At 58.9% G+C, this 19,701-nt stretch carries 15 protein-coding genes; 11 read left to right on the top strand and 4 right to left on the bottom strand.

What is annotated here, in order from left to right; translation table 11 throughout:
* Positions 1-15: 15 nt before the first annotated feature.
* Positions 16-1,155, top strand: coding sequence for a dienelactone hydrolase family protein (locus EC9_RS24915; RefSeq protein ID WP_218934419.1), 1,140 nt, complete (start codon positions 16-18; stop codon positions 1,153-1,155).
* Positions 1,156-1,178: 23 nt separating this feature from the next.
* Here EC9_RS24915 and EC9_RS27225 read toward each other — a convergent pair whose 3' ends face one another.
* A complete protein-coding gene (locus tag EC9_RS27225; RefSeq protein WP_261342913.1) occupies positions 1,179-1,313 on the bottom strand; it encodes a hypothetical protein in 135 nt (44 codons plus the stop codon).
* A 54-nt stretch (positions 1,314-1,367) separates the two neighbouring features.
* On the opposite strand from EC9_RS27225, the gene EC9_RS24910 reads away from it, so the two are divergent.
* From EC9_RS24910 to bioF, 6 genes are all read left to right on the top strand, one after another.
* Complete coding sequence (locus EC9_RS24910) at positions 1,368-1,709, top strand: histidine triad nucleotide-binding protein (RefSeq protein WP_145123875.1); 342 nt, start codon at positions 1,368-1,370, stop codon at positions 1,707-1,709.
* A gap of 20 nt (positions 1,710-1,729) precedes the next feature.
* Positions 1,730-2,812, top strand: a complete 1,083-nt coding sequence (locus tag EC9_RS24905) for a class I SAM-dependent methyltransferase (RefSeq protein WP_145348698.1) — start codon at positions 1,730-1,732, stop codon at positions 2,810-2,812.
* Positions 2,813-3,760: 948 nt separating this feature from the next.
* Positions 3,761-4,690, top strand: a complete 930-nt coding sequence (locus EC9_RS24900) for a DUF1559 domain-containing protein (protein ID WP_145348697.1) — start codon at positions 3,761-3,763, stop codon at positions 4,688-4,690.
* Positions 4,691-4,883: 193 nt separating this feature from the next.
* Positions 4,884-5,291: a carboxypeptidase-like regulatory domain-containing protein gene (locus EC9_RS24895; protein ID WP_145348696.1), complete on the top strand. Its 408-nt coding sequence runs from the start codon at positions 4,884-4,886 to the stop codon at positions 5,289-5,291.
* Between the two features lie 262 nt (positions 5,292-5,553).
* The gene (locus EC9_RS24890; RefSeq protein WP_218934418.1) at positions 5,554-5,949 is read left to right on the top strand and encodes a methyltransferase; all 396 of its coding nucleotides are present in this window, start codon (positions 5,554-5,556) and stop codon (positions 5,947-5,949) included.
* Between the two features lie 455 nt (positions 5,950-6,404).
* The gene (gene bioF, locus EC9_RS24885; RefSeq protein WP_145348694.1) at positions 6,405-7,559 is read left to right on the top strand and encodes an 8-amino-7-oxononanoate synthase; all 1,155 of its coding nucleotides are present in this window, start codon (positions 6,405-6,407) and stop codon (positions 7,557-7,559) included.
* Between the two features lie 46 nt (positions 7,560-7,605).
* On the opposite strand, the gene EC9_RS24880 is transcribed toward bioF, so the two are convergent.
* From EC9_RS24880 to EC9_RS24870, 3 genes are all read right to left on the bottom strand, one after another.
* On the bottom strand, positions 7,606-8,019 hold the full coding sequence (locus EC9_RS24880; RefSeq protein WP_145348693.1) for a GNAT family N-acetyltransferase: 414 nt from the start codon (positions 8,017-8,019) through the stop codon (positions 7,606-7,608).
* A 16-nt stretch (positions 8,020-8,035) separates the two neighbouring features.
* Entirely contained in the window at positions 8,036-9,190 is a 1,155-nt protein-coding gene (locus tag EC9_RS24875) for a M20 family metallopeptidase (protein WP_145348692.1), read from the bottom strand.
* A 117-nt stretch (positions 9,191-9,307) separates the two neighbouring features.
* On the bottom strand, positions 9,308-10,918 hold the full coding sequence (locus EC9_RS24870; protein WP_145348691.1) for a J domain-containing protein: 1,611 nt from the start codon (positions 10,916-10,918) through the stop codon (positions 9,308-9,310).
* A gap of 403 nt (positions 10,919-11,321) precedes the next feature.
* Between EC9_RS24870 and EC9_RS24865 the strand changes: the two genes are divergently transcribed.
* The 4 genes from EC9_RS24865 (at position 11,322) to EC9_RS24850 (ending at position 19,647) form a co-directional block, all read left to right on the top strand.
* The gene (locus tag EC9_RS24865) at positions 11,322-12,149 is read left to right on the top strand and encodes a M48 family metallopeptidase (protein ID WP_145348690.1); all 828 of its coding nucleotides are present in this window, start codon (positions 11,322-11,324) and stop codon (positions 12,147-12,149) included.
* Between the two features lie 375 nt (positions 12,150-12,524).
* On the top strand, positions 12,525-13,451 hold the full coding sequence (locus tag EC9_RS24860) for a hypothetical protein (RefSeq protein ID WP_145348689.1): 927 nt from the start codon (positions 12,525-12,527) through the stop codon (positions 13,449-13,451).
* Positions 13,452-13,512: 61 nt separating this feature from the next.
* A complete protein-coding gene (locus EC9_RS24855) occupies positions 13,513-14,985 on the top strand; it encodes a serine/threonine-protein kinase (protein ID WP_145348688.1) in 1,473 nt (490 codons plus the stop codon).
* Between the two features lie 171 nt (positions 14,986-15,156).
* Positions 15,157-19,647, top strand: a complete 4,491-nt coding sequence (locus tag EC9_RS24850) for a PVC-type heme-binding CxxCH protein (RefSeq protein WP_145348687.1) — start codon at positions 15,157-15,159, stop codon at positions 19,645-19,647.
* Positions 19,648-19,701: the final 54 nt, after the last annotated feature.

The following is a 19,701-nucleotide window of genomic DNA, read 5'->3' as shown; positions in this document are numbered from 1 at the left end:
ACAAAAGGCAATCCGATGATGAAATCCGTTCCGATGTTGCTGGCGATCCTGTTGGTCCCAGCGTTTGCTGTCGCTCAGAATCGGGTGCAGCCCGAGCTGATGGAGGTTCCCGAGATCCGTTCGTCTTGGGACGATCTGACCGAGGGGATCGCGACGAAAGAGGACTGGATCGCGCGTCGCGAGGTTCTGAAGCGGCGGTATCTGGATCTGTTGGGCGACCAGCACAAACCGGAAAAGCCGCCGCTGGATTTGATCGTTCACGAAGATGTGGTCGTCGACGGTTTGTATCGCCGTCAGTGGATCAGTTATGCCGTCGAAGCGGACGAACGCGCCCACGCTTATCTGGGAACGCCGCTGGAGCTCGACGGAAAGGCTCCCGCGATCGTGGCGCTGCATGGTACGTACCAGCACGGCAGCAAGCGGGCGGCGGGGCTGATCGACAACCCTGACAAAGCCTATCTCGATCATCTGTGCCGTCGCGGTTATGTCGTGATCGCGCCGGAGCACTTCGTCTCGGGCGAGCGGACGCCGGCCGCGGGCCCTTACGACACCGCCGCTTTTTACGAGAAGCATCCCCAGTGGACGGCGGTCGGAAAATTCACCTACGAGCACTCGATCGCCATCGACGTTTTGCAGAGTCTACCGCAGGTCGATCCCCAGCGGATCGGAGCGCTTGGGCATTCGTTGGGAGGCCACGGCACCTTTTTCCTGGCTGCTTATGACGATCGCATTCAAGCCTCCGCGTGCAATTGTGGAGCGTCTTTCTTTCGGCACAATCCCAACGTCGAAGGCTGGGGACGCAACCGTTGGTACATCTATTTCAAGCCGATTCGCGAGGGGCTGCTGAAAGGTGAACTGCCGCCGATCGACTTCCACGAGATCATCGCCTTGATCGCTCCGCGGGCTTTTCTGGACGTCTCCGGTTTGAACGACGGCCATATTCCAACGCAGAAACAGCGACTGTTGATGCTGATGAAAATCATGGATGTCTACGAACTCAATGGGGTGCCTGAGAACCTCGGCTTCTACGTTCACGGCCGCAAGCATTCGGTGGCTCACGAATCGCGGCAATTGATCTACGGATGGATGGACGCGCATCTGAAACCTGCTGAAGCGACGCAGACGCACCTCGTCGTTCCCGCCGCCGAGGAATGATTTCCTGGCCAAGTCCACGCAAATCAGCCGCTACCGCGTGGCGGTTGGTAGTTCAAGTCGATCAAGTCTCGGTCGAAGAACGACGCGGTGACGGATCGCGGTGGGCTGGGTAGAATGATGTTGCCGGAGACCGCTCCGTCTGCTGGCTGCTGTTTCACGCCGGCTTGGTATTTTTCTGAGCCGCCGAGTCCCATCGCTTACCAAATCATCCGATGACTGAAACCATCTTCTCCAAGATCATCCGCAAGGAAATCCCCGCCAAGATCGTCTTTGAAGATGATCTCTGTCTGGCGTTTCACGATATCGCTCCCAAAGCTCCGGTTCACGTGCTGGTGATCCCGAAGAAGGTGATCCGCAGCGTTGCCGATCTGGAGCCGGAAGATCACGCGTTGATCGGGCACTTGTTTGGCGTGATCCGCCAAGTCGCCGAGCAATTGGGGCTGGAGAAAGGTTATCGTGTGATCACCAACAGCGGCCCCGAGGGAGGTCAGGAGGTGCTGCATCTGCACTTCCACGTGCTCGGCGGCCGGCAACTCACCTGGTCCCCGGCGTAACCCAACCCTCACGGAACCCAATGCCTGACAGCCCGCTTCCCGAATCATCTCCTCACGCTTTGCCCGCTCGGCCAGCGGAACAGTTTCTGATCCAACAGTTCAGCGAAGGCAATCTGCTGCCCGCGGCAGGCGATGTGTTGACCACGTCGTTGGGTCGCGCTCAATTAGCCGCCGTGTTGGCTGCGTCGAACCAATACAACCGCGTCGATTGTTGGTACATCGATCTGTATCAAGCGAACCATGCGCGGGCTCACCATCCCGAGCCTCCGGCGTCGCTGAACATCGTCTGCGAACCCGATCCTCCCGAACATCAGTACGATCTGGCGGTCCTGCCGCTGGGCCGCCGCGGTGAGACCGAACTGGTTCGCGACCAGTTGCAATCCTTCTTCAATGCGTTGAAGATCGGTGGCCAGTTGTGGGTCGCTGTCGACAACCCGACCGATAAATGGGTGCATGAGCAGATTCTCAAGCTGGGCGTGAAGCCGACGACCATCTCCGGCAGCGATTCGATCGTGTACGGTTGCGTGAAGACGGCGGAACTGAAGAAGCAGAAGAACTATGGCTGTGAGTTTGCGATCCGCGATCGCGGCCGGTTGCTGAAGGTCTACTCCCGCCCCAGTGTCTTTTCGCATCGGCGGATCGATCCGGGAGCGCGACATCTGATCGACGCGATGCCCATCGAAGCGGGAATGCGTGTCTTGGATCTCGGCTGTGGTGCCGGGACCGTCTCACTTGCCGCTGCGACGGCAGCTGATGATGTGACGGTCCACTGCATCGACAGTAATTCTCGCGCGGTGCAGTGCGCATTGGCTGGGGCCGAATTGAATCAGTTGACGAACGTGACGGCAAGCGTTTCGGACATCGGGCAGATCGACGCCCCGGGGAGTTTCGATTTGGTGCTGGGTAATCCGCCCTACTACGCCGATTTTCGGATCGCGGAGTTGTTCATGTCGACCGCGCACAAAGCGCTTCGCTCGGGCGGACGCGTCGTCTTGGTCGGCAAAGACGAAGAATGGTACACCGACCAGATGCCGGTGTTGTTTCACAGCATCGAGATCCAGCCGGTTAAAGGATACCTCGTGGCCAGCGGAACCCGGTTGTAGAAGGTCGCCTTTCGCTCCGCGAAAGGTCGTACGCGGACAATTTACTAGCACGAAACGCAATACTAGCACGAAGCGCAAGCGAGTGATTCTCGAGTGATAAAAGTGTGCGCGTTCACTCGCTTGCGCTTCGTGCTAGTATTGGTAACGCTGCATCCCAGGTGCTGGATTGGGAGCATGGGCTACAACTAAATCGACGCCCAAACGTTTCACGCGTTTCGAGATTTTTGGTTGGTCGCCTTTCGCTCCGCAAAAGTGCGTGCAGGAACAGTGTGTTTGTAAGGCGGGCCTGGCTGGGGTGAGTTGTGTGTCCGGTTTCTTTAAATTCTGCTTGGGGATTGGCTTGCGGTCGCCGAGAGGGGCTGTTTTGCAGGGGGGCGGTGTCGGTTGGTTTGTGTGTTTTCTTCCGTCCGCTGGGGCTGTTTCTTGCCTGGGGCACTGCAGGTAGCTTGCGACAGGGGCGTTGATGAGATTCGCAAGCTCTCGAAAGTGATCGTCGTCGATGGCGAGGTGCCGTAGCCAAGAGTGGATCGGATGCGCGGTAGCGGTGGGAAGGTGCTTCAAGTCATACCCCGTTTCATCGGAATGCATCTTGGTGGTGCAGGCGTATTAGTTTTTGCCGTCATTCTTTTAGCTACTTCATTATCACACCAAACACAGGTGCCTGGTCCCGACGAAGCCTTGGCACGAGTTTGTTACCTCAATCGGGCCCCGGTCGGAGGCCAATCTCTGTGGCTAGTCGTTTTCGCGAACTTCTTGCTCTCAATCGGCCTCCGTTTGCTTTGCCAGCATTTTTTTTAGCACCCTCCCCTTATTTTGGTTGATATCACATGTCTGACGTGTTACTATCGCCCCTGACTAGGCGGAAGTTGATCAGTTTTATTACAAGACAACACGAGAGAGTTGCTGAGCTTGTCTCTGCTGCTTTCACATCCTCCTAGGGGAATCGGCATGAAGTTTTTTAAGAGGGATCTAGTATCTTTCCGTGCGGGCTTTACGCTCGTCGAACTGCTCGTCGTTATTGCAATCATTGGTATTTTGGTTGGATTGTTGCTGCCGGCGGTTCAAGCGGCGCGTGAAGCGGCTCGGCGGATGCAATGCAGCAACAATTTCAAGCAGATTGGTCTGGCGCTGCACAACTATCACGACACCTATCGGTCGTTTCCGCCGGGTGAACTCACCGTGAGCCGGCTCGGCGTGCTGGCTCTCATCCTGCCACAGATCGAGCAAGGCCCGCTGCACGATCAGCTCTCTGCTGCAGGCGCCTACATTGGTCGAAACACCACTGCGGCACCGGCTTGGCATAGCAACCCGGCCATTGTTTCGACCGGCACTGTTCCCCTGGCGAAGACGGTAATCCCTGCCTACGTCTGCCCATCGGACCCCAGTTCCGATCTGAACGAGCGGATGAAGTCAAACGACAGCGGCGCATTCGCCAAGGCGAACTATGTCGGTGTTTATACGGCCGTCAGCTACGACGCCGCTGGTGCAAAGACCGCTGATCGCAAAGCGACCTTCTACGAAGACTCGAAAGTCCGGTTCCGCGATATCACCGATGGAACCAGCAACACGATTGTCATGGTCGAACGTGCCGGCATGGCGCCTTACAACAGTTCGATGTGGATGGGGTGGCATAACCTGCCCGGGCCGATCGACAATAGCTACCAGTTTTCAATTCGAACGCGAATTAATCGGCTTTCCAACGACACGAATTACCCGATCCATGGCACCAGCGCTTACGCGGCCAGTAGCGCCCATCCCGGTGGTGCCCAATTCTTGCGTGGTGACGGATCGGTCACTTTGCTTCCCGAGACGATCGACCTGCCAACGTATGCCGCGATGGGGACGATCGACTGGGGCGAGGTCATCGGCGAATACTGATTCGTTCGATGAAACGCAAGCTTGTGGCGTTATTGGAATCGAACCAAAGTCACGCCGCAGCTTCTCACAAATACACCAAATAGCGACGATCGTTTGCGTCGCTATTTGGTGATCCAATTCATGCAAAGCAACGTCGTCTCTTTACGATCGGTCTAAAAACTTGTACACGCTAGATAAATGGAGCGGAGCTGGAATGCATCGAGAGCGCATTATATTGTCGCTGATGGTTTGCTTGGTCGTCAGTTTGGTCGGGTGCGGCCAAGATAGCGGGCCAGCCTTGGGGAAGGTCAGTGGAACCGTCACACTCGGCGGGCAGCCGTTACCCGACGCCATGGTCAGCTTCTACCCGACCTCGGGCGAGCGATCGGCCCACGGCATGACCGACGCGGCTGGCCACTACACCCTGATGTTCACCGGCCTCAAAGAAGGCGCCATCGTGGGTCCGCATTCTGTCAAAGTTGAGACCGGTGTGCAGGTCGGTGAGGAAGAGGTAACTCCTGCCGCAAAGGTCGTTCAACTGCCCGCCAAGTACAACAGAAACACGGAGCTGACCGCCGAAGTCGAAGGTGGCTCAAACACATTCGACTTTGGATTGCAATAGCTTACGCCTGGCGGCTATCAGTGGGGGATGTGCTGCACGGTTGAGCGTTTTGCTCGCCGGAGCAATGCTGAGGACGAGCTTCGTAGGCACTTCTGCGAAGCTCGCTCTTGTAGTCAAATTTTGCGTGGCGAATCGAGTTTTTTGGCTGCGCAGCTTACGTGGACCTGCAAATCGTGAAAATCGACGCCCCTGAATCGCAGTGGTCCCTGCTTCCGCAATCGTAAGAGAGATAAGTGAGTGGTTTGCGCTTCAGTGGAGCTGCGTGCGATTGCGTGACGCCGATACGCAGCGGAACCGAACGGCCGCCGATGATGTGACGGTCCACTGCATCGACAGTAATTCTCGCGCGGTGCAGTGCACGTTGGCCGGAGCCGAACTGAATCAGTTGACCAACGTGACGGCAAGCGTTTCGGATACCGGGCAGATCGACGCTCCGGGGAGCTTCGATTTGGTGCTGGGCAATCCACCCTACTACGCCGATTTTCGGATCGCGGAGTTGTTCATGTCGACCGCGCACAAAGCGCTTCGCTCGGGCGGACGCGTCGTCTTGGTCGGCAAGGATGAAGAATGGTACACCGACCAGATGCCGGTGTTGTTTCACAGCATCGAGATCCAGCCGGTTAAAGGATACCTCGTGGCCAGCGGAACCCGGTTGTAGAAGGTCGCCTTTCGCTCCGCGAAAGGTCGTACGCGGACAATTTACTAGCACGAAGCGCAATACTAGCACGAAGCGCAAGCGAGTGATTCTTGGGTGATAAAAGTGTGCCCGTTCACTCGCTTGCGCTTCGTGCTAGTATTGCTGGCGTTGCATCTCTGGTGCTGGATTGGGAGCATGGGCTACAACCAGACCGACGCCCAAACGTTTCACGCGTTTCGAGATTTTTGGTTGGTCGCCTTTCGCTCCGCGAAAGAGCGTACGCGGACAATTTACGAGCACGAAGCGCAATACTAGCACGAAGCGCAAGCGAGTGATTCTCGAGTGATAAAACGGTGCGCGTTCACTCGCTTGCGCTTCGTGCTAGTATTGTTTGCGCTGCATTCCGGGGGGATGGGCTCAACACGGCGATCAACCGTTTCAATAATTTCAAGCTCAACGGCAGGTAGTTCCGCAGAATGGACGCACGTTTCGACTGGATCGCTAAACGACTGAAGCAATTCGATGGCGAAGGGGCGACGCGGCGACTGGCGCCTCGGCAGTCGCAGCCCGGCCGGATGGTGATCCAATCCGATGGCATCAACATGGTGAACTTCGGGTCCAACGATTACTTGGGATTGGCGGCGGAGCAATCGACGCAGCGGCCTGAGCATGGATCGATGGGGAGTGGTGCGAGCGCACTGGTCACCGGGTTTTCTCCCGTTGCGTTGCAGTTGCAACAACGACTGGCGAAGTGGGAAGCGACCGAGAGCTGCGTTTTATTCCCAAGCGGATTCGCAGCCAACTTGGGGACGATCTCCGCTTTGGCCGAAGCGGGGGATCTGATCTTGAGCGACGCCGCCAACCACGCGAGCATCATCGACGGCTGTCGATTATCGAAGGCGCAGCGATTCGTCTACCCGCACAACGACACGTCGGCCGTCGCCGCGCTGTTGGAAACCCATCGGCGGCGATTTGCGCGGGTCTTCATCGTCACCGATAGCGTCTTCAGCATGGATGGCGACTTTGCGCCGCTGGAAACGTTGTGCGATCTGGCCGACCGATACGATTCGATTCTGATCGCCGATGAAGCGCATGGAACGGGAGTCTTTGGCGATTCGGGGAGCGGGCTGTGCGAGCACTTGGGAGTCAAGCATCGGGTGCCGATTCGGATCGGCACGCTCAGCAAAGCGATCGGTGCGATGGGCGGGTTTGTTGTCGGGCCGCAAGTCGTCACCGAATATCTGGTGAACCGAGCCCGATCGATGATCTACAGCACGGCCCTGCCACCGGCGCTCGTTTCGGCGGCGCTTGCCAACGTGATCCAGATTCAAGAGGAACCGCAGCGGCGGGCGCAGCTGTTTGAACTCTCCCAGCGGTTGCGCGATCGCGTCGCCAGCAAGTGGCGGCTGCCGCCGATGTCGACTCCCGGGCAGATTGTTCCGTTTGTTGTTGGCAGCAACGAGGAAGCGGTTCGCGCCTCGCAGCGGCTGGCCGATGCCGGTCTGTTTGTTCCCGCGATTCGGCCTCCCACGGTTCCCGCGGGGACGGCGCGATTGCGGGTGAGTCTGTCGTCGAGTCACAGCGACGAAGAGATCGATCGCTTGGCGGAGGCGTTGTGCGGGCTGCGATGATCGGCAGCGCGGCATCACATCGATCGGCGCCCTGGGCTGGCGAGATCTACTCGCGCGGACGCAACTGATAAAACAGCGCCTTCTTTTGATCGGGCAGCGCGTAATCGAAGCCGCACGATTGCAGGAACCGTTCCGACGAACTGATCGCCATCACCTCCATCACTCCCAATTCCCGAGCTCGCATCGCACAGCGGCGGACCAATTCGTGGCCGATCCCTTGGTTGCGGAACCTTTCGGAAACGGCCAGGCACTGAATTTCGGCCAGCTTGCGGCTGTAGATCTCGACGGCGGCAAATCCGATGCAGACATCGGCTTCGAAGGCGACGAAGCCGTGTTTGCTGAGCACTTGGACCTCTTCCTCGCTGCGGCGCAACAACAGCCGATCGGCGAAGAAGGGTTCCAGGAATTCCCAGATCACCGCAGCGTCGTCTACTGCCGCTTCACGAATGGTTACACTCATCAAGATACCCCGAAGATTACGCTCGACGTGGGTGCGGTTCGCAACACCAACGCTGAATCACTTGTTGATAGACTTCCACGCCACGATCAAGCTGCTGCAGATCGATCCATTCGTCCACGGTATGGGCTTGAGCAATATCGCCAGGCCCGCAGACGACCATCTGTTCGAACTCGCTGAAGATCCCCGCATCGGTTCCGTAACATACGGTTTTCGGTTTTTCCGCCCCGGTTAATTCAACCATCTCGCGAACGAAAGGGGCATCGGAGTCGATCCACATCGGGCCGCAACCGTTGATCCGTTGGAATGTGATCCCCAGCTCCGCGGCTTTGGCTTGCACTTGAGCGACCAATTCGCTGCCGTCGATGCCGGGCATCGTTCGCAGACTGCCCCAAGCCTGGCACTTCGCAGGGGTCACGTTGATCGCGGTTCCGCCGCCGGTGATGCCGATGTTCCAGGAGAGGTCGGGCGGATCGAAGCGGCTGTCTTGCAGAGTGGGATCGCTTTGCGTTTGTTCGTAGATCGACTTCAGCAGCTGCAGCATCGAGATCATCGGCAGCGTGGCGTTAACGCCGTCGCGCGTGCTGCTGTGCCCCGCTTTGCCGCGGCTGGTCAGTCGGAAGCCGTCGATCCCTTTGTGGGCGTGGACGATGTCCAGCGAAGTCGGTTCGCCGATCACGGCGACCGGTTGTTGTTCGACCATCTGGCGATACAGCTGCGACTGGTCAACGACGTTCCGCGCGCCGCCAAACCCCGTCTCCTCGTCGGCGGTGACGACGATCCACAGCGGCGCTTGCTGTTGTGTTGTTGTGACGCTTTCGGCGGCGATCAACATCGCGGCCAGCGAGCCTTTCATGTCGCAACTGCCGCGGCCGTACAGCCGCTCGCCCTCGATGATCGGATCAAAGGGATCGTTGCTGCCGGGGCCCTGCCAGTCGTCGACTGGGACGACATCGTTGTGCGCGAAGTAGGCCATTCCGCCCACTCCCTCGCCACGGCGTGCGACCAGACTGACCTTCGTGACACCCGCGGGGTCGATGTAAGAGACGCGTTCGGTGGTGAAGTCCAACCGATCCAATCGCTGCTGAATAAACGCAGCGACATCTTCGTTGCAGCGGTGGCTGACCGATGGAAAACGAATCAGATCGGACGTTAAGTCGACGACGGGCGACATCAAACAAACCTTTCGAGGTGGCGACGGAATGGAACAAGAGAACCTTGGGAGGTCAAAAGGTTCGCCCGCGCGTGAGGATATCGGTCGCCGAGGCGGTTGTCGACGGGCAGGTTGTCGTTAAGGAAAGATCGCTTTGACTTCCGCTTCCAATCCGGACACGTCCGCGTCAGCCGATTGCCCGGCAACACGTTGCCAATCCTTGAATGCCAGCTCGCGATCGGCGGGTGTCGCTTCCTTTTGAAGACACTGCCAAGCGGATCTAAACGTGGTCACCAAGGCGTCGTCTTTAGGCAGCGACAGCGGAGCCAAGGCGTTGGCAACCACGGCGGGAAGCGTCGCTCGCGGGTAGGTCTTATTGCGTCCGGGAAGCCGCAGCGTCAGTTCGGTCGGGGTGACTTCGACTACCGCGACGGTCAAACCTTCGCGGATCTCCAACGTATCGAGCGGTTGGTCCAAGCTGCGGTCGATCGCAGCCTGATACTCCCCAGCGTAGTGAACCAACCGGCGGCGAGCCGATGCCGATTGTTGTTGCTCGGGTGTCTGAGCTAGATCGTTTGCTTTTTCAGCCAGCGGCATCATTTGATCCCAGTCGCCGGCGGCGATCGCGTCGCGGGCCTGCTTCGCTGCCGCCGTCGCGGCTTGAATCATCGCCGGTGAAGGGGCTTCCGGCTCGGGAGGTTTGGTTGGCTTGGGATCTTCGGCCATCGGGATCTCGTCGACGGTTGTCATCTCCATCGAAGGGGACATCCCCATCGGCTGATTCATCCCCATCGAGGGCGACATGTCGTTTTGGTTGAAGCTTCGGCCTCCCAATCCTTCACCATTGTCAGCGGCTCCATCGTCGGTCAGCAGGACGCCCATTCGGATTCCCGAATCCTCTTCGGTCGACTGCGTCGGTGAGCCTTCGGGCAACAAATCGCCCATCACGTTGTCGCGTGGTCGCTGGGGGGCGGCCGCCGGAGCAGCAGCGGGTGCGGCGGGACGTGTCTGAGCAATTTGAGCTGCATGGTTCTTTTCGCGGTCCATCAACAGCTTGACGCAGTATCCCATCGCCCCAAACAAACTCAAGACGAACAGCGTCATCAAGACGCCTGCAACAGGGAACCCACGCTTGCGACGCACTCTCGTTTTCGGAGTGTTGACGATCGCATCGCTAACGACAGCGGTTCCCATCGATCCCGGATCGCCCATCGGGTTCGGTGCGGTTTGTCCAAAGGGATTGCCCGTTGCAGCAGCCGTTGCGGCGGTCGCGAGATCGTCGTCGGCGGCGGCCAGCGATTCTTCGATTTCTTGATCGAGTCGTTCCGGTTCGGACGACAATTGCTCCAGCGCGGCAGCCATATCAAAAATGGAGAACGGGTCGGACTCGGGAAGCCAGCCGGCCAACGGATCGGTTGGCGCTGTCGTCGCCGCGCCAGCCGCGGCCATCACCGGTCGCGATTCCCCGACAGCAACCGAATCGAACGTGCTCTGCAATCGGCTGTCGTATTTGCCCTTTTGCTGTGGATCACCCAGGATCTGTTGAGCCTTGTTAACGCTCTTGGCTGCCTGAGCCCATGCGGTTGGATCGGCGCTCTCCTTGGCAGCTTTCAAGCTAGCAATCCGCGTTCGGATCGCCGCTCGAATCGTCGCGTCGTCCGACTCCAGCACCTCGAGCCCGAAGATCTGGTAGGCGTTGGGTCGCTCGATTCGCGGGTCCAGCCCCAGCAATTGGTGCATTTCGGACATGGAAGGCCTTTTCTTGTTGTCTTGTAATGTGTCTCGAAGTCGCATCGTTCCGACGCGCCAGATCGGATCGAGTTCCATCGCGCGGCAGCTGTCGCTGCATTTGAGCTGTCCGTGGAATCCACAACATGGTCGGCGAACAGCCAGCGTTCGAACCATCAATAATAGCCTGAATCGCTGTTTTTCGCGAAGCGTCGTTTGAAAAACTCGACGTCTAGCCCGATTGGCCGCTCGTTATATCCCCACCAAACCAGCCTGGCCGTTTTCCGGGTTGACATCGCCCCGCGGTTTCGGCGAATAGATTGACTGGGTATAGCCGCCCGCTGGGCGATCGCTTCGGAAAGCGTTGTCGATCGATCATGCAGTGGGCTCAAGAAATCAAGGAATAGCGCGCGGGATGTCAGAAATGAAAGAAATCAATCGCCGTCAGTGCCTCGGCGGTCTGCTGGTCACAGGAGCCGCAGCAGGAGTTGCCTCATGTGGATGCCGCAGCGCCCCATACACTGGCCGCAAGCAGTTGTTGATCTATCCCGAAGGGAAGGAGATGACGCTGGGATCGGAAGCTTACGGGGAGGTGACGAAAGAGACTCCGTTGAGCGAAAACCCGCAATACACCGCGATGGTCCAACGCGTTGGAGAGCGGATCGCGGCGGTCGCCGGCCGCAGCGATTTCCAGTGGGAATTCAAGACGCTGCAGAGCGAAGAGCAGAACGCCTTCTGCCTGCCCGGCGGCAAAGTCGCCATTTACGAGGGGATTCTGCCGGTCTGCCAGAACGAAGCGGGGTTGGCTGTCGTGATGGGGCACGAGATCGCCCACGCGTTGGCTCGGCACGGCGGGGAACGGATGAGCCAAAACGCGGCGGTGCAAGGTGTCCAGACTGCGGCCAGCTACATCCTGCAGAATCAGGAAGAGACGAAGAAGGAGATGATCTTCAAAGCCTACGGGATGGCGACCGAATATGGCGTGCTGCTTCCTTTCAGCCGCAAGCATGAATCGGAAGCCGATGAGATCGGGATCACGCTGATGGCCAATGCCGGATACGATCCTGCGGAAGCTCCCAGATTCTGGACTCGCTTTGGCGCCGCCGGTACGGGGGAGAAGCAGCCAGAGTTCCTGTCGACCCACCCGTCGGATGAACGCCGGTCCCAAGATCTCGAAGCATTGTTGCCCGGTGCGCGAACCTTATATGAACAGGCTGCCGACCAGGTTGGGTTGGGCGAAGCGATCTCCTGATCCGCCGACAACAGAGCTTTGTTCATTGCAAACAGAGTTTGGGGAACGGGGCGAGGTTCGGAAATCCGCAGCGTTTGATTCTGACAAGTCGCCCCGCCGCAGGTAAGCCCTGCTCGACGCTTGTTTGCCGACCCTGCCACTGCTCGCCGGGATGGTGGGGGAACTGCAAGCCAGGGCGTATCGCTTGTTCACACGGGAGCGTCTCTGGAAATGGTAACCCGACGCGTCAGCGAGGAATTCACGCGGTGCCTCGCTGACGCGTCGGGTTATCAAACGCCCTGAACCTCCAATCCGATTGTCGTGCATCCACTTGGGCGAAGCGTTAGAATACGGGCTTTCCCGCTCTCTTTCTACTTTTGCTCCCGGGTGCATCGCATGGGTCTGTACCGTCACAGCGGCCGCGTTCCGATCGCTGGATTGATCTTATGCAGCTTGCTGCTGGCACCGTTGGCGATTTTTGGGGGGGCGGCCTATAGTGCCGCGATGGTTTTCCTCCCCTTCATCAAGCTGAAGTGGCTGATCAGTCTGCTGTTTGCTGCGGCTGTCGGGTTTGTCGTCGGGAAGGTTTGTGAATCGGGAAAGATTCGCAATCGCGGCTTTGTGATTTTGGCCACCGTTATCACGATGGGCCTTGCCTACTACGTATCATGGGGTGTGCAGCGTTTTTGGTTGGTGGTAGGTGAGTTGGGATTTGATGGCGCGATCGACAACGTCGGCTTGGCCGATTTGTTGCCGATCTCGCTGGCAGCCTGGGTTACTTGGCTGTTCGAAAACGGATTGTGGAGCATGCGCGGGGGAGCCGACACGATCAAGGGTTGGCCCTTGGTGGTGTTGTGGGGGATCGAAGCGGCGACGCTGTTTGTCACCAGTTGGACGCTGGCACTTGGCACGTATGGCTTCCGGCCATTTTGTGAAGCCTGCGAACGCTGGACGACGTTGGATGTGGGGATCGCCGAACTGCCGGTCGATGCCGACGATCCGGCTTGGGCGGAGGTTCGCGACGGTCGATTCGAAGCCTTGCGTCATTTGAAGATCAATCCCGCCGAAGACCGACACGCCCGCATCGATTTGGCGACCTGTCCTGAATGTGAAACGGGGGATCACGTGTTGATCTCGGGGGTCGTCTACGCGGTCGATAAAGAAGGTAATTTGACGGCAACCGAGACACCGATCATCGAGTATTTGCATATGACGCGGGAAAAGACGAACGAGCTGCGCGAGTTTGCGGCGGAGATGAACGAAGCTGTCGAGTTGATGCGAGCCGATGAAGAGGCGTTGAGTGAAGAGGCGACCGATGAATAGGTTTGCGGGGGCAGAACAGGACGAATTCGCTTGAGTACGAGGTTGATGTTGGAGTAAATGCTTGGCTGACGAACGAAATTTTGGTGTCGATGCATCCAAAGCGGCTGCGGCTCGCGATCATCATACGACCGAACACGGGTACGTCACCGCTCACGATCCGTCCGTCGACCGCACTTTGTTGTTGCCCGGCATGCAGGTCGATCGTTTTGTGATCCAGCAGGAGGTCGGCCGCGGCGGATTTGGGATCGTCTACAAGGCATTGGATCCCAACCTGGGAAGGCACGTCGCCATCAAGGTCCCAAGAGCCGACTTTTTGACGGCCCCCACCGATCGACTGTATCGGGAAGCGAAGATTGTCGCGACGTTGGATCACGCGGGGATCGTGAGAGTCTACGAAGCGGGGAACGACAGCGAGACCTCGTTCATTGTTTCGCAGCTTTGCGAAGGGCCTGATCTGCACACCTGGATGCTCGATCCAGCGAACCGATTGTCGTTTGTGCAGGCTGCCGAATTGATCGGCCAGTTGGCCGATGCGTTGAGCTATGCACATGCTCATGGCGTCTTGCATCGCGATGTCAAACCGGGCAACGTGTTGCTGTTTCCGCTGGCAACGCCGACGTCGACCGATGAACCACTGCCGGGCCACGTATTGCCGTTCCAGCCACGGTTGACCGATTTTGGGCTGGCGTCGATGCAATCGAGCGATTGGGCGATCACTCGCAACAGCGTTGCGATCGGCACCCCGCTCTATATGGCTCCGGAGTGTTTCGCTCGCGGTGACCAGACGCCTGGTGAGCCCGCCGACATCTATGGTCTAGGAGCTGTGCTGTTTGAACTGTTGATTGGCAAGCCGCCTGTCAGAGGTGAGCATTTTGGGCAACTGTTGCACAGCATCACCAACGAGGTTCGCGAGTATCCGCATCAACTGGATGCTCGGGTTCCGATCGATCTTTCGATCATCTGCAACAAATGCCTTCGCAAAGATGCCGAGGATCGGTACGCGTCGGCCGGCGATTTACGCGACGATTTGAGACGCTTTCTGCAGGGGCAACCGATCGACGCCCGCGTGCCCACGTGGCGCGATCGGTTTGCCAAATGGTGCCAACAGCCGCAGCGAATTCGGCTCGCCGGTGCGAGCTCGTTTTGGTTCCACTTGATGCTTGTCCCTTGGTTGGTAGGCCAGTTGTTGCTGCTGGGGAGCATGGGAGCGATCCCGCGGGATATTTTAGTTCGCAGTCTGATCGATGCCTTTTGGGTTTCCGTCGTCCTGCACCTTCCCCAGGTCTGGCTCGGCTATCGACTTGCCAAAGGAAGCCGCTGGCCCTTTTGGCCCTCTGCGATCACCAGCGTTTTGAGCCTCTGCGTGTTTGCAGCTTCCGCATTTTCGCAGCAAGCATTGTTCGACTATATGTACCCCTCATCGGTATCGAAAGTGGCAACCTTTTCTCTGCTGATCTCCGCTGGCAGCATCGTCCTGGGGTGCTACGTGCTCGCCATCCCGGCCTATTTGCGATCTCGCCGCCACGCAGCTTGACCGGTTTCTTGCAATCGCCCTTGTCTGTGTCATGCTGGTTGGTAGCCCGACCGTTCGCCGATCCGGTAGAATGTTCGGGCAACGGTTCGATCCCCCCAGCAACCGTCCCCATCCGATTCCCACCCGTCGCCCCCTGCGACGGACGCCCGCCTAACCTTCGAGAGTTTGCCCATGTTCGATCGACGCTGCCTACTTGCGCTGGGGGTTGTACTTTTTTCTATCGGTTCGCTTGCCGCTGCCCCGTCGCGTCCCAATGTCGTCTTCATCCTGACCGATAACCACGGCGCATGGACTCTCGGTTGTTATGGTAACCAAGAGATCAAGACGCCGCATCTGGACAAACTGGCTGCCGAAGGCGTTCGCTTCGACAACGCCTTTGCCGTCAATCCGGTCTGTTCGCCCAACCGGGCAACGCTGCTGACCGGCTTGATTCCCAGCCAACATGGCGTGCACAGCTACCTGCACGGCGGACGCTGGCAGTCCGGACCTGACGCTCGCAACACGATCGCCCCGTTCATGTCGGTCCCTGCGGTCTTGAAGGAATCCGGTTACGCGTGCGGTTTGGTCGGCAAGTGGCATCTGGGCGGCAACATGAGTCCGCAGAGTGGGCTGGACGATTATTGGATCACCAAGCCTGTTGGCGGCAGCGGCACGTTTTATGGCGACCAGGTGATCGAAAACGGCAAACAACGCAGCGAACCGCAATACACCACCGATCTCTGGACCGATCACGCGGTGAAGTTCATTCGCCAACAGGCGGCGGTCGAGAAGCCGTTTTTCTTGTACCTCGCCTACAACGGTCCCTACGCTTTGAGCAATCTGTTGTTGCGCGAAGGAAAGAACCGACATGCCGAAGCGTATCGCGGGAAGAGCTTGGATTCGTTCCCCGATGGCAAGCCGCATCCATGGCAATACAACAACAAAGACTTCCAAAACAATCCGGTCTCGATCGCCCGCGTGGCGACCGAAGTCAGTGGCGTCGACGATGGCGTTGGCGAGATCATGCAGACGCTTGCCGAACTGGGAATCGATGAAAACACCATCGTCATCTTTACCGGAGACCAAGGCTGGGCCGGTGGCCACGGTGGGCTGTTTGGCATGGGCGATCACACGCGTCCCACTATGGTGACCGATCCGATGATGCAGGTGCCGTTGATCTGGCGTCACCCCGGTGCGATCGATGCGGGGAAGACCAGCGATCTGCTGACCTGCAACTACGACTTTGCCCCCACGCTGCTGAACTATCTGGGACTCGGCGATTCGATTCCGGAATCGGCCAATCTGCCCGGCCGCGATACCAGCGGCGAACTGCGCGGCCAGCCGTTGCAGCGTTCGGTCGACGATGCGGTCTTCTTCGAATTCGAGACGCTCCGTTCGATCCGCACCAACGACTGGAAATTGATCCGACGCTTTCCCAACGGCCCCGATGAACTGTTCGATCTGAAAGCGGATCCCGAAGAGCAATACAACCGGATCGCAGAACAACCGCAAGTCGCGGGCGATCTGTCGGCGCGGCTGGAGCGATTCTTCAACGAGCACGCCGATCCGAAGTACGACCTCTGGAATGGAGGGGATGCGCAGACGGTGCTGTTCGAGCCGGTACCGGAAAAGAAGCAGCCGTTGCCCGCCGTCGAACCGCCAGCCCTGTCCGAGGGCTACGCTCCGGCAGAGCTCACGGTTCCCGAAGGTTACAGCGTCGAACTGGTCGCCGGTCCGCCGATGATCCAGCATCCGATGATGGCTTCGTTCGATGATCGCGGGCGATTGTTCGTCGCCGAAAGCGCGGGGCTGAACCTGCGCAGCGACGACTTGGAAGAACAGCTGCCCAATTCGATCGTGATGTTGGAGGATACCGATCGCGACGGCCGGTTCGATCGACGCAGTCTGTTTGCCGACAAGATGACGCTGCCGATGGGAGCCGCTTGGCACGCCGGGTCGCTGTACGTCGCCGCTCCGCCAAATATCTGGCGGCTGCAGGATACCGACGACGATGGCGTCGCCGACGTCCGCGAGAAATTGGTCAGCGGGTTTGGGTACAACGGAAACGCGGCGAGCATTCACGGTTGCTTTGTCTCGCCCGACGGCCGGATCTATTGGTGCGATGGCCGGCACGGACACGAATTCAAAGACGACGCCGGGAACGTGACCAGCAAGGGGTCGGGATCTTATATCTTCTCCTGCCGTCCCGACGGTTCGGATGTTCGAGCCCACTGTGGCGGCGGGATGGACAATCCTGTCGAAGTCGACTTCACCGAAACGGGCGACGTTTTTGGTACCGTCAATATTCTCAAGACCTCGCCTCGCGAAGACTGCTTGGTCCACTGGCTGCACGGCGGCACCTATCCTCACTCGCAGCGGGTGTTAAGTGAATTCAAGCGGACCGGCGATCTGTTGGAACCGGTTTTCAGTTTTGGTCACGTCGCCGTCTCGGGAATGGCTCGGTATCGCAGTGGCGTGATCGACCGATCGTTCCGCGACGACATCTTTGTGACGATCTTCAACACCGGCGAGGTTGTCCGCTGCACTTGGAACGAAGAGGGATCGAGCTTCCGTTCGGAGATGTCTCCGTTCCTGAAGTCCTCGTCCCCCGATTTCCATCCGACCGACATCTTGGAGGATGCCGATGGCAGCTTGTTGGTCGTCGACACCGGCGGCTGGTTTCGCATCGGTTGCCCGACATCACAAATCGCGAAACCGGAGCAGTTTGGCGGCATCTATCGGATCACTCGCGATGGCGTTACAAACCTTCCCGATCCGTGGGGGCATGCACTCGATTGGCAGGATCCGCCGATCTCCGACTTGGTGCGACGATTGCGAGACACGCGGTTTAAGGTTCGTGAGCGAGCGATCGCCGAATGTGCGGCTCGCGGCGACCAAGCCGTTGCGTCGCTGAAGTCGACGATCGATCGGCAGCCTTATCCCGACGGACGCCTTGGTGCGTTGTGGGCGCTAGCGCGGATCGGCACTCCCGCCGCTCAAGCGGTTGTTCGCCAGGCGTTGACCAATCGGTTTGCACCGATGCGAAAAGCGGCTTGCCAGATCTTGGCGAGTAACCCCGATCCCGAGGCAACGGCCGGCCTGATCGAATTGTTGCAAGACGATTCGCCGCAGATCCGCCGCGTGGCGGCGAAGGCGTTGGGGCGAACCGCCGATCCGGCCGCTGTCGGTCCGCTGTTGGCATCGCTATCGCACAGCGTCGATCGTTCCGAGCAGCACGCGATCATCTACGCATTGATCGAGATCGATGCGATCGATCCGACGCGCAAGGGGGTGGTTGCCGATTCGGCTGCGACGCGATTGGGAGCACTGATCGCGATCGACCAGCTCGACTCCGGTTCCCTGACTGCCGAAGAGATGACGCGTCTGTTGGATGATCCCGACGATCCCGTTCGCGCCGCGGCGCTGCAGATTATTCGCCAGCATGCAGAGTTCCGCGACGCGGCGCTGGCGACGTTGCAGCAGTGGTTCGGCGACGGTCGCGATGTCACCGAACTGCTAGCCGCCTTCCTCTCGGATCCCTCGATCGCCGCCTGGGCTGCGGAGCAATTCAGCTCGCCGTCGTTAAACGACTCGCAGCGCCGCGAATTGCTCACCGCGATCGCCCGCGCCGAATCGCCTCATTCCGCATCGTTGGCATCGGTGGTCGTCAAACAGTTGGCCGACGCGGAGGATTCGCAGCGGATGCTGGTGATCGCCGCAGCCGGTAAATTACGCAGCCCGCAGATCGCGGAATCACTAGCTGCGATCGCTCACGATTCCAGAACTTCGACCTCGGTTCGGTTGGCCGCTGTCGCCGCCGCTGCGGTGACGAACAAGTCGTTGGACGCCGAATCGTTTGAGTTGTTGATCGAGACGCTGGCTGATGAAGCTGCCGGCACTGACGCCAGTAGTGCGGTTGCGATCCTCAGCCGCGCCTATCTGACCTCGCCGCAACTGATCCAGCTCAGTCGCCATCTGCGTGGACTCAGTCCCACATCGTTGGCCGATCTGTTGGTCGCCTACAGCCGCGACCGGAATCCCGAGGTGGCGTTGGCGCTGATCGAAGCGTTGCAATCGTCGACTCACGGCGGGCTGTTGTCCGAAGCACAAGTCACCGTGGCGATCGGAGGGCATGCTCCCGAGGTGCGAGCTGCTGCCGATCCGTTGTTGGAACGCATCCGCCAGCACGCCCAGACGACTTCGGAAAAACTGGCTCGCTGGAAATCAAAGCTCTCCAGCGGCGATCCGGTTCGCGGACGCGAGGTCTTCTTTGGCAAGAAGGCTCAGTGCGCCAGCTGTCACCGCGTTGGCGATGCTTCGCTTGCCGGCGGTGCTGTCGAGGGCAATCCGATCGGCCCCGATCTGTCGCGGATCGGCCGGATTCGCGGTTCTCACGATCTCTTGGAAGCGATCCTGTTTCCGTCGGCCAGTTTTGCTCGCGAGTTTGAACCGTACAGCGTGCTGACCAGTTCGGGCCAGCTGCTCAACGGACTGCTGAAGCAAACCGGATCGATCGACACGGTGACGCTTCAAGGAGCGACGGGCGATCCGATTGAGATCGATCGCGACGAGATCGAACAGATGAAACCGGGCAGCGTTTCGATCATGCCGCAAGGCCTGCACGAATCGTTGACCGACCAAGAGATGGCCGATCTGATCGGGTATCTGCAGTCGCTGCGTTAGGCGGTGCGATTGGAAAGCGGTTTTATTGCGTGCGATCGGCTAAAGCCTTTACTC

The sequence above is a fragment of the Rosistilla ulvae genome (assembly GCF_007741475.1).
GTDB classification, from domain to species: domain Bacteria; phylum Planctomycetota; class Planctomycetia; order Pirellulales; family Pirellulaceae; genus Rosistilla; species Rosistilla ulvae.
This window is presented reverse-complemented; position numbering and strand designations above follow the sequence as displayed.

What these genes read in the sequence shown, in the direction of transcription:
- EC9_RS24865 (WP_145348690.1), top strand. Translation starts at nt 11,322, where the DNA reads ATGAAAGAAATCAATCGCCGTCAGTGCCTCGGCGGTCTGCTGGTCACA.
- EC9_RS24910 (WP_145123875.1), top strand. Translation starts at nt 1,368, where the DNA reads ATGACTGAAACCATCTTCTCCAAGATCATCCGCAAGGAAATCCCCGCC.
- EC9_RS24875 (WP_145348692.1), bottom strand. Translation starts at nt 9,190, where the DNA reads ATGTCGCCCGTCGTCGACTTAACGTCCGATCTGATTCGTTTTCCATCG.
- EC9_RS24850 (WP_145348687.1), top strand. Translation starts at nt 15,157, where the DNA reads ATGTTCGATCGACGCTGCCTACTTGCGCTGGGGGTTGTACTTTTTTCT.
- EC9_RS24860 (WP_145348689.1), top strand. Translation starts at nt 12,525, where the DNA reads ATGGGTCTGTACCGTCACAGCGGCCGCGTTCCGATCGCTGGATTGATC.
- EC9_RS24900 (WP_145348697.1), top strand. Translation starts at nt 3,761, where the DNA reads ATGAAGTTTTTTAAGAGGGATCTAGTATCTTTCCGTGCGGGCTTTACG.
- EC9_RS24915 (WP_218934419.1), top strand. Translation starts at nt 16, where the DNA reads ATGATGAAATCCGTTCCGATGTTGCTGGCGATCCTGTTGGTCCCAGCG.
- bioF (WP_145348694.1), top strand. Translation starts at nt 6,405, where the DNA reads ATGGACGCACGTTTCGACTGGATCGCTAAACGACTGAAGCAATTCGAT.
- EC9_RS24880 (WP_145348693.1), bottom strand. Translation starts at nt 8,019, where the DNA reads ATGAGTGTAACCATTCGTGAAGCGGCAGTAGACGACGCTGCGGTGATC.
- EC9_RS24905 (WP_145348698.1), top strand. Translation starts at nt 1,730, where the DNA reads ATGCCTGACAGCCCGCTTCCCGAATCATCTCCTCACGCTTTGCCCGCT.
- EC9_RS24895 (WP_145348696.1), top strand. Translation starts at nt 4,884, where the DNA reads ATGCATCGAGAGCGCATTATATTGTCGCTGATGGTTTGCTTGGTCGTC.
- EC9_RS24870 (WP_145348691.1), bottom strand. Translation starts at nt 10,918, where the DNA reads ATGTCCGAAATGCACCAATTGCTGGGGCTGGACCCGCGAATCGAGCGA.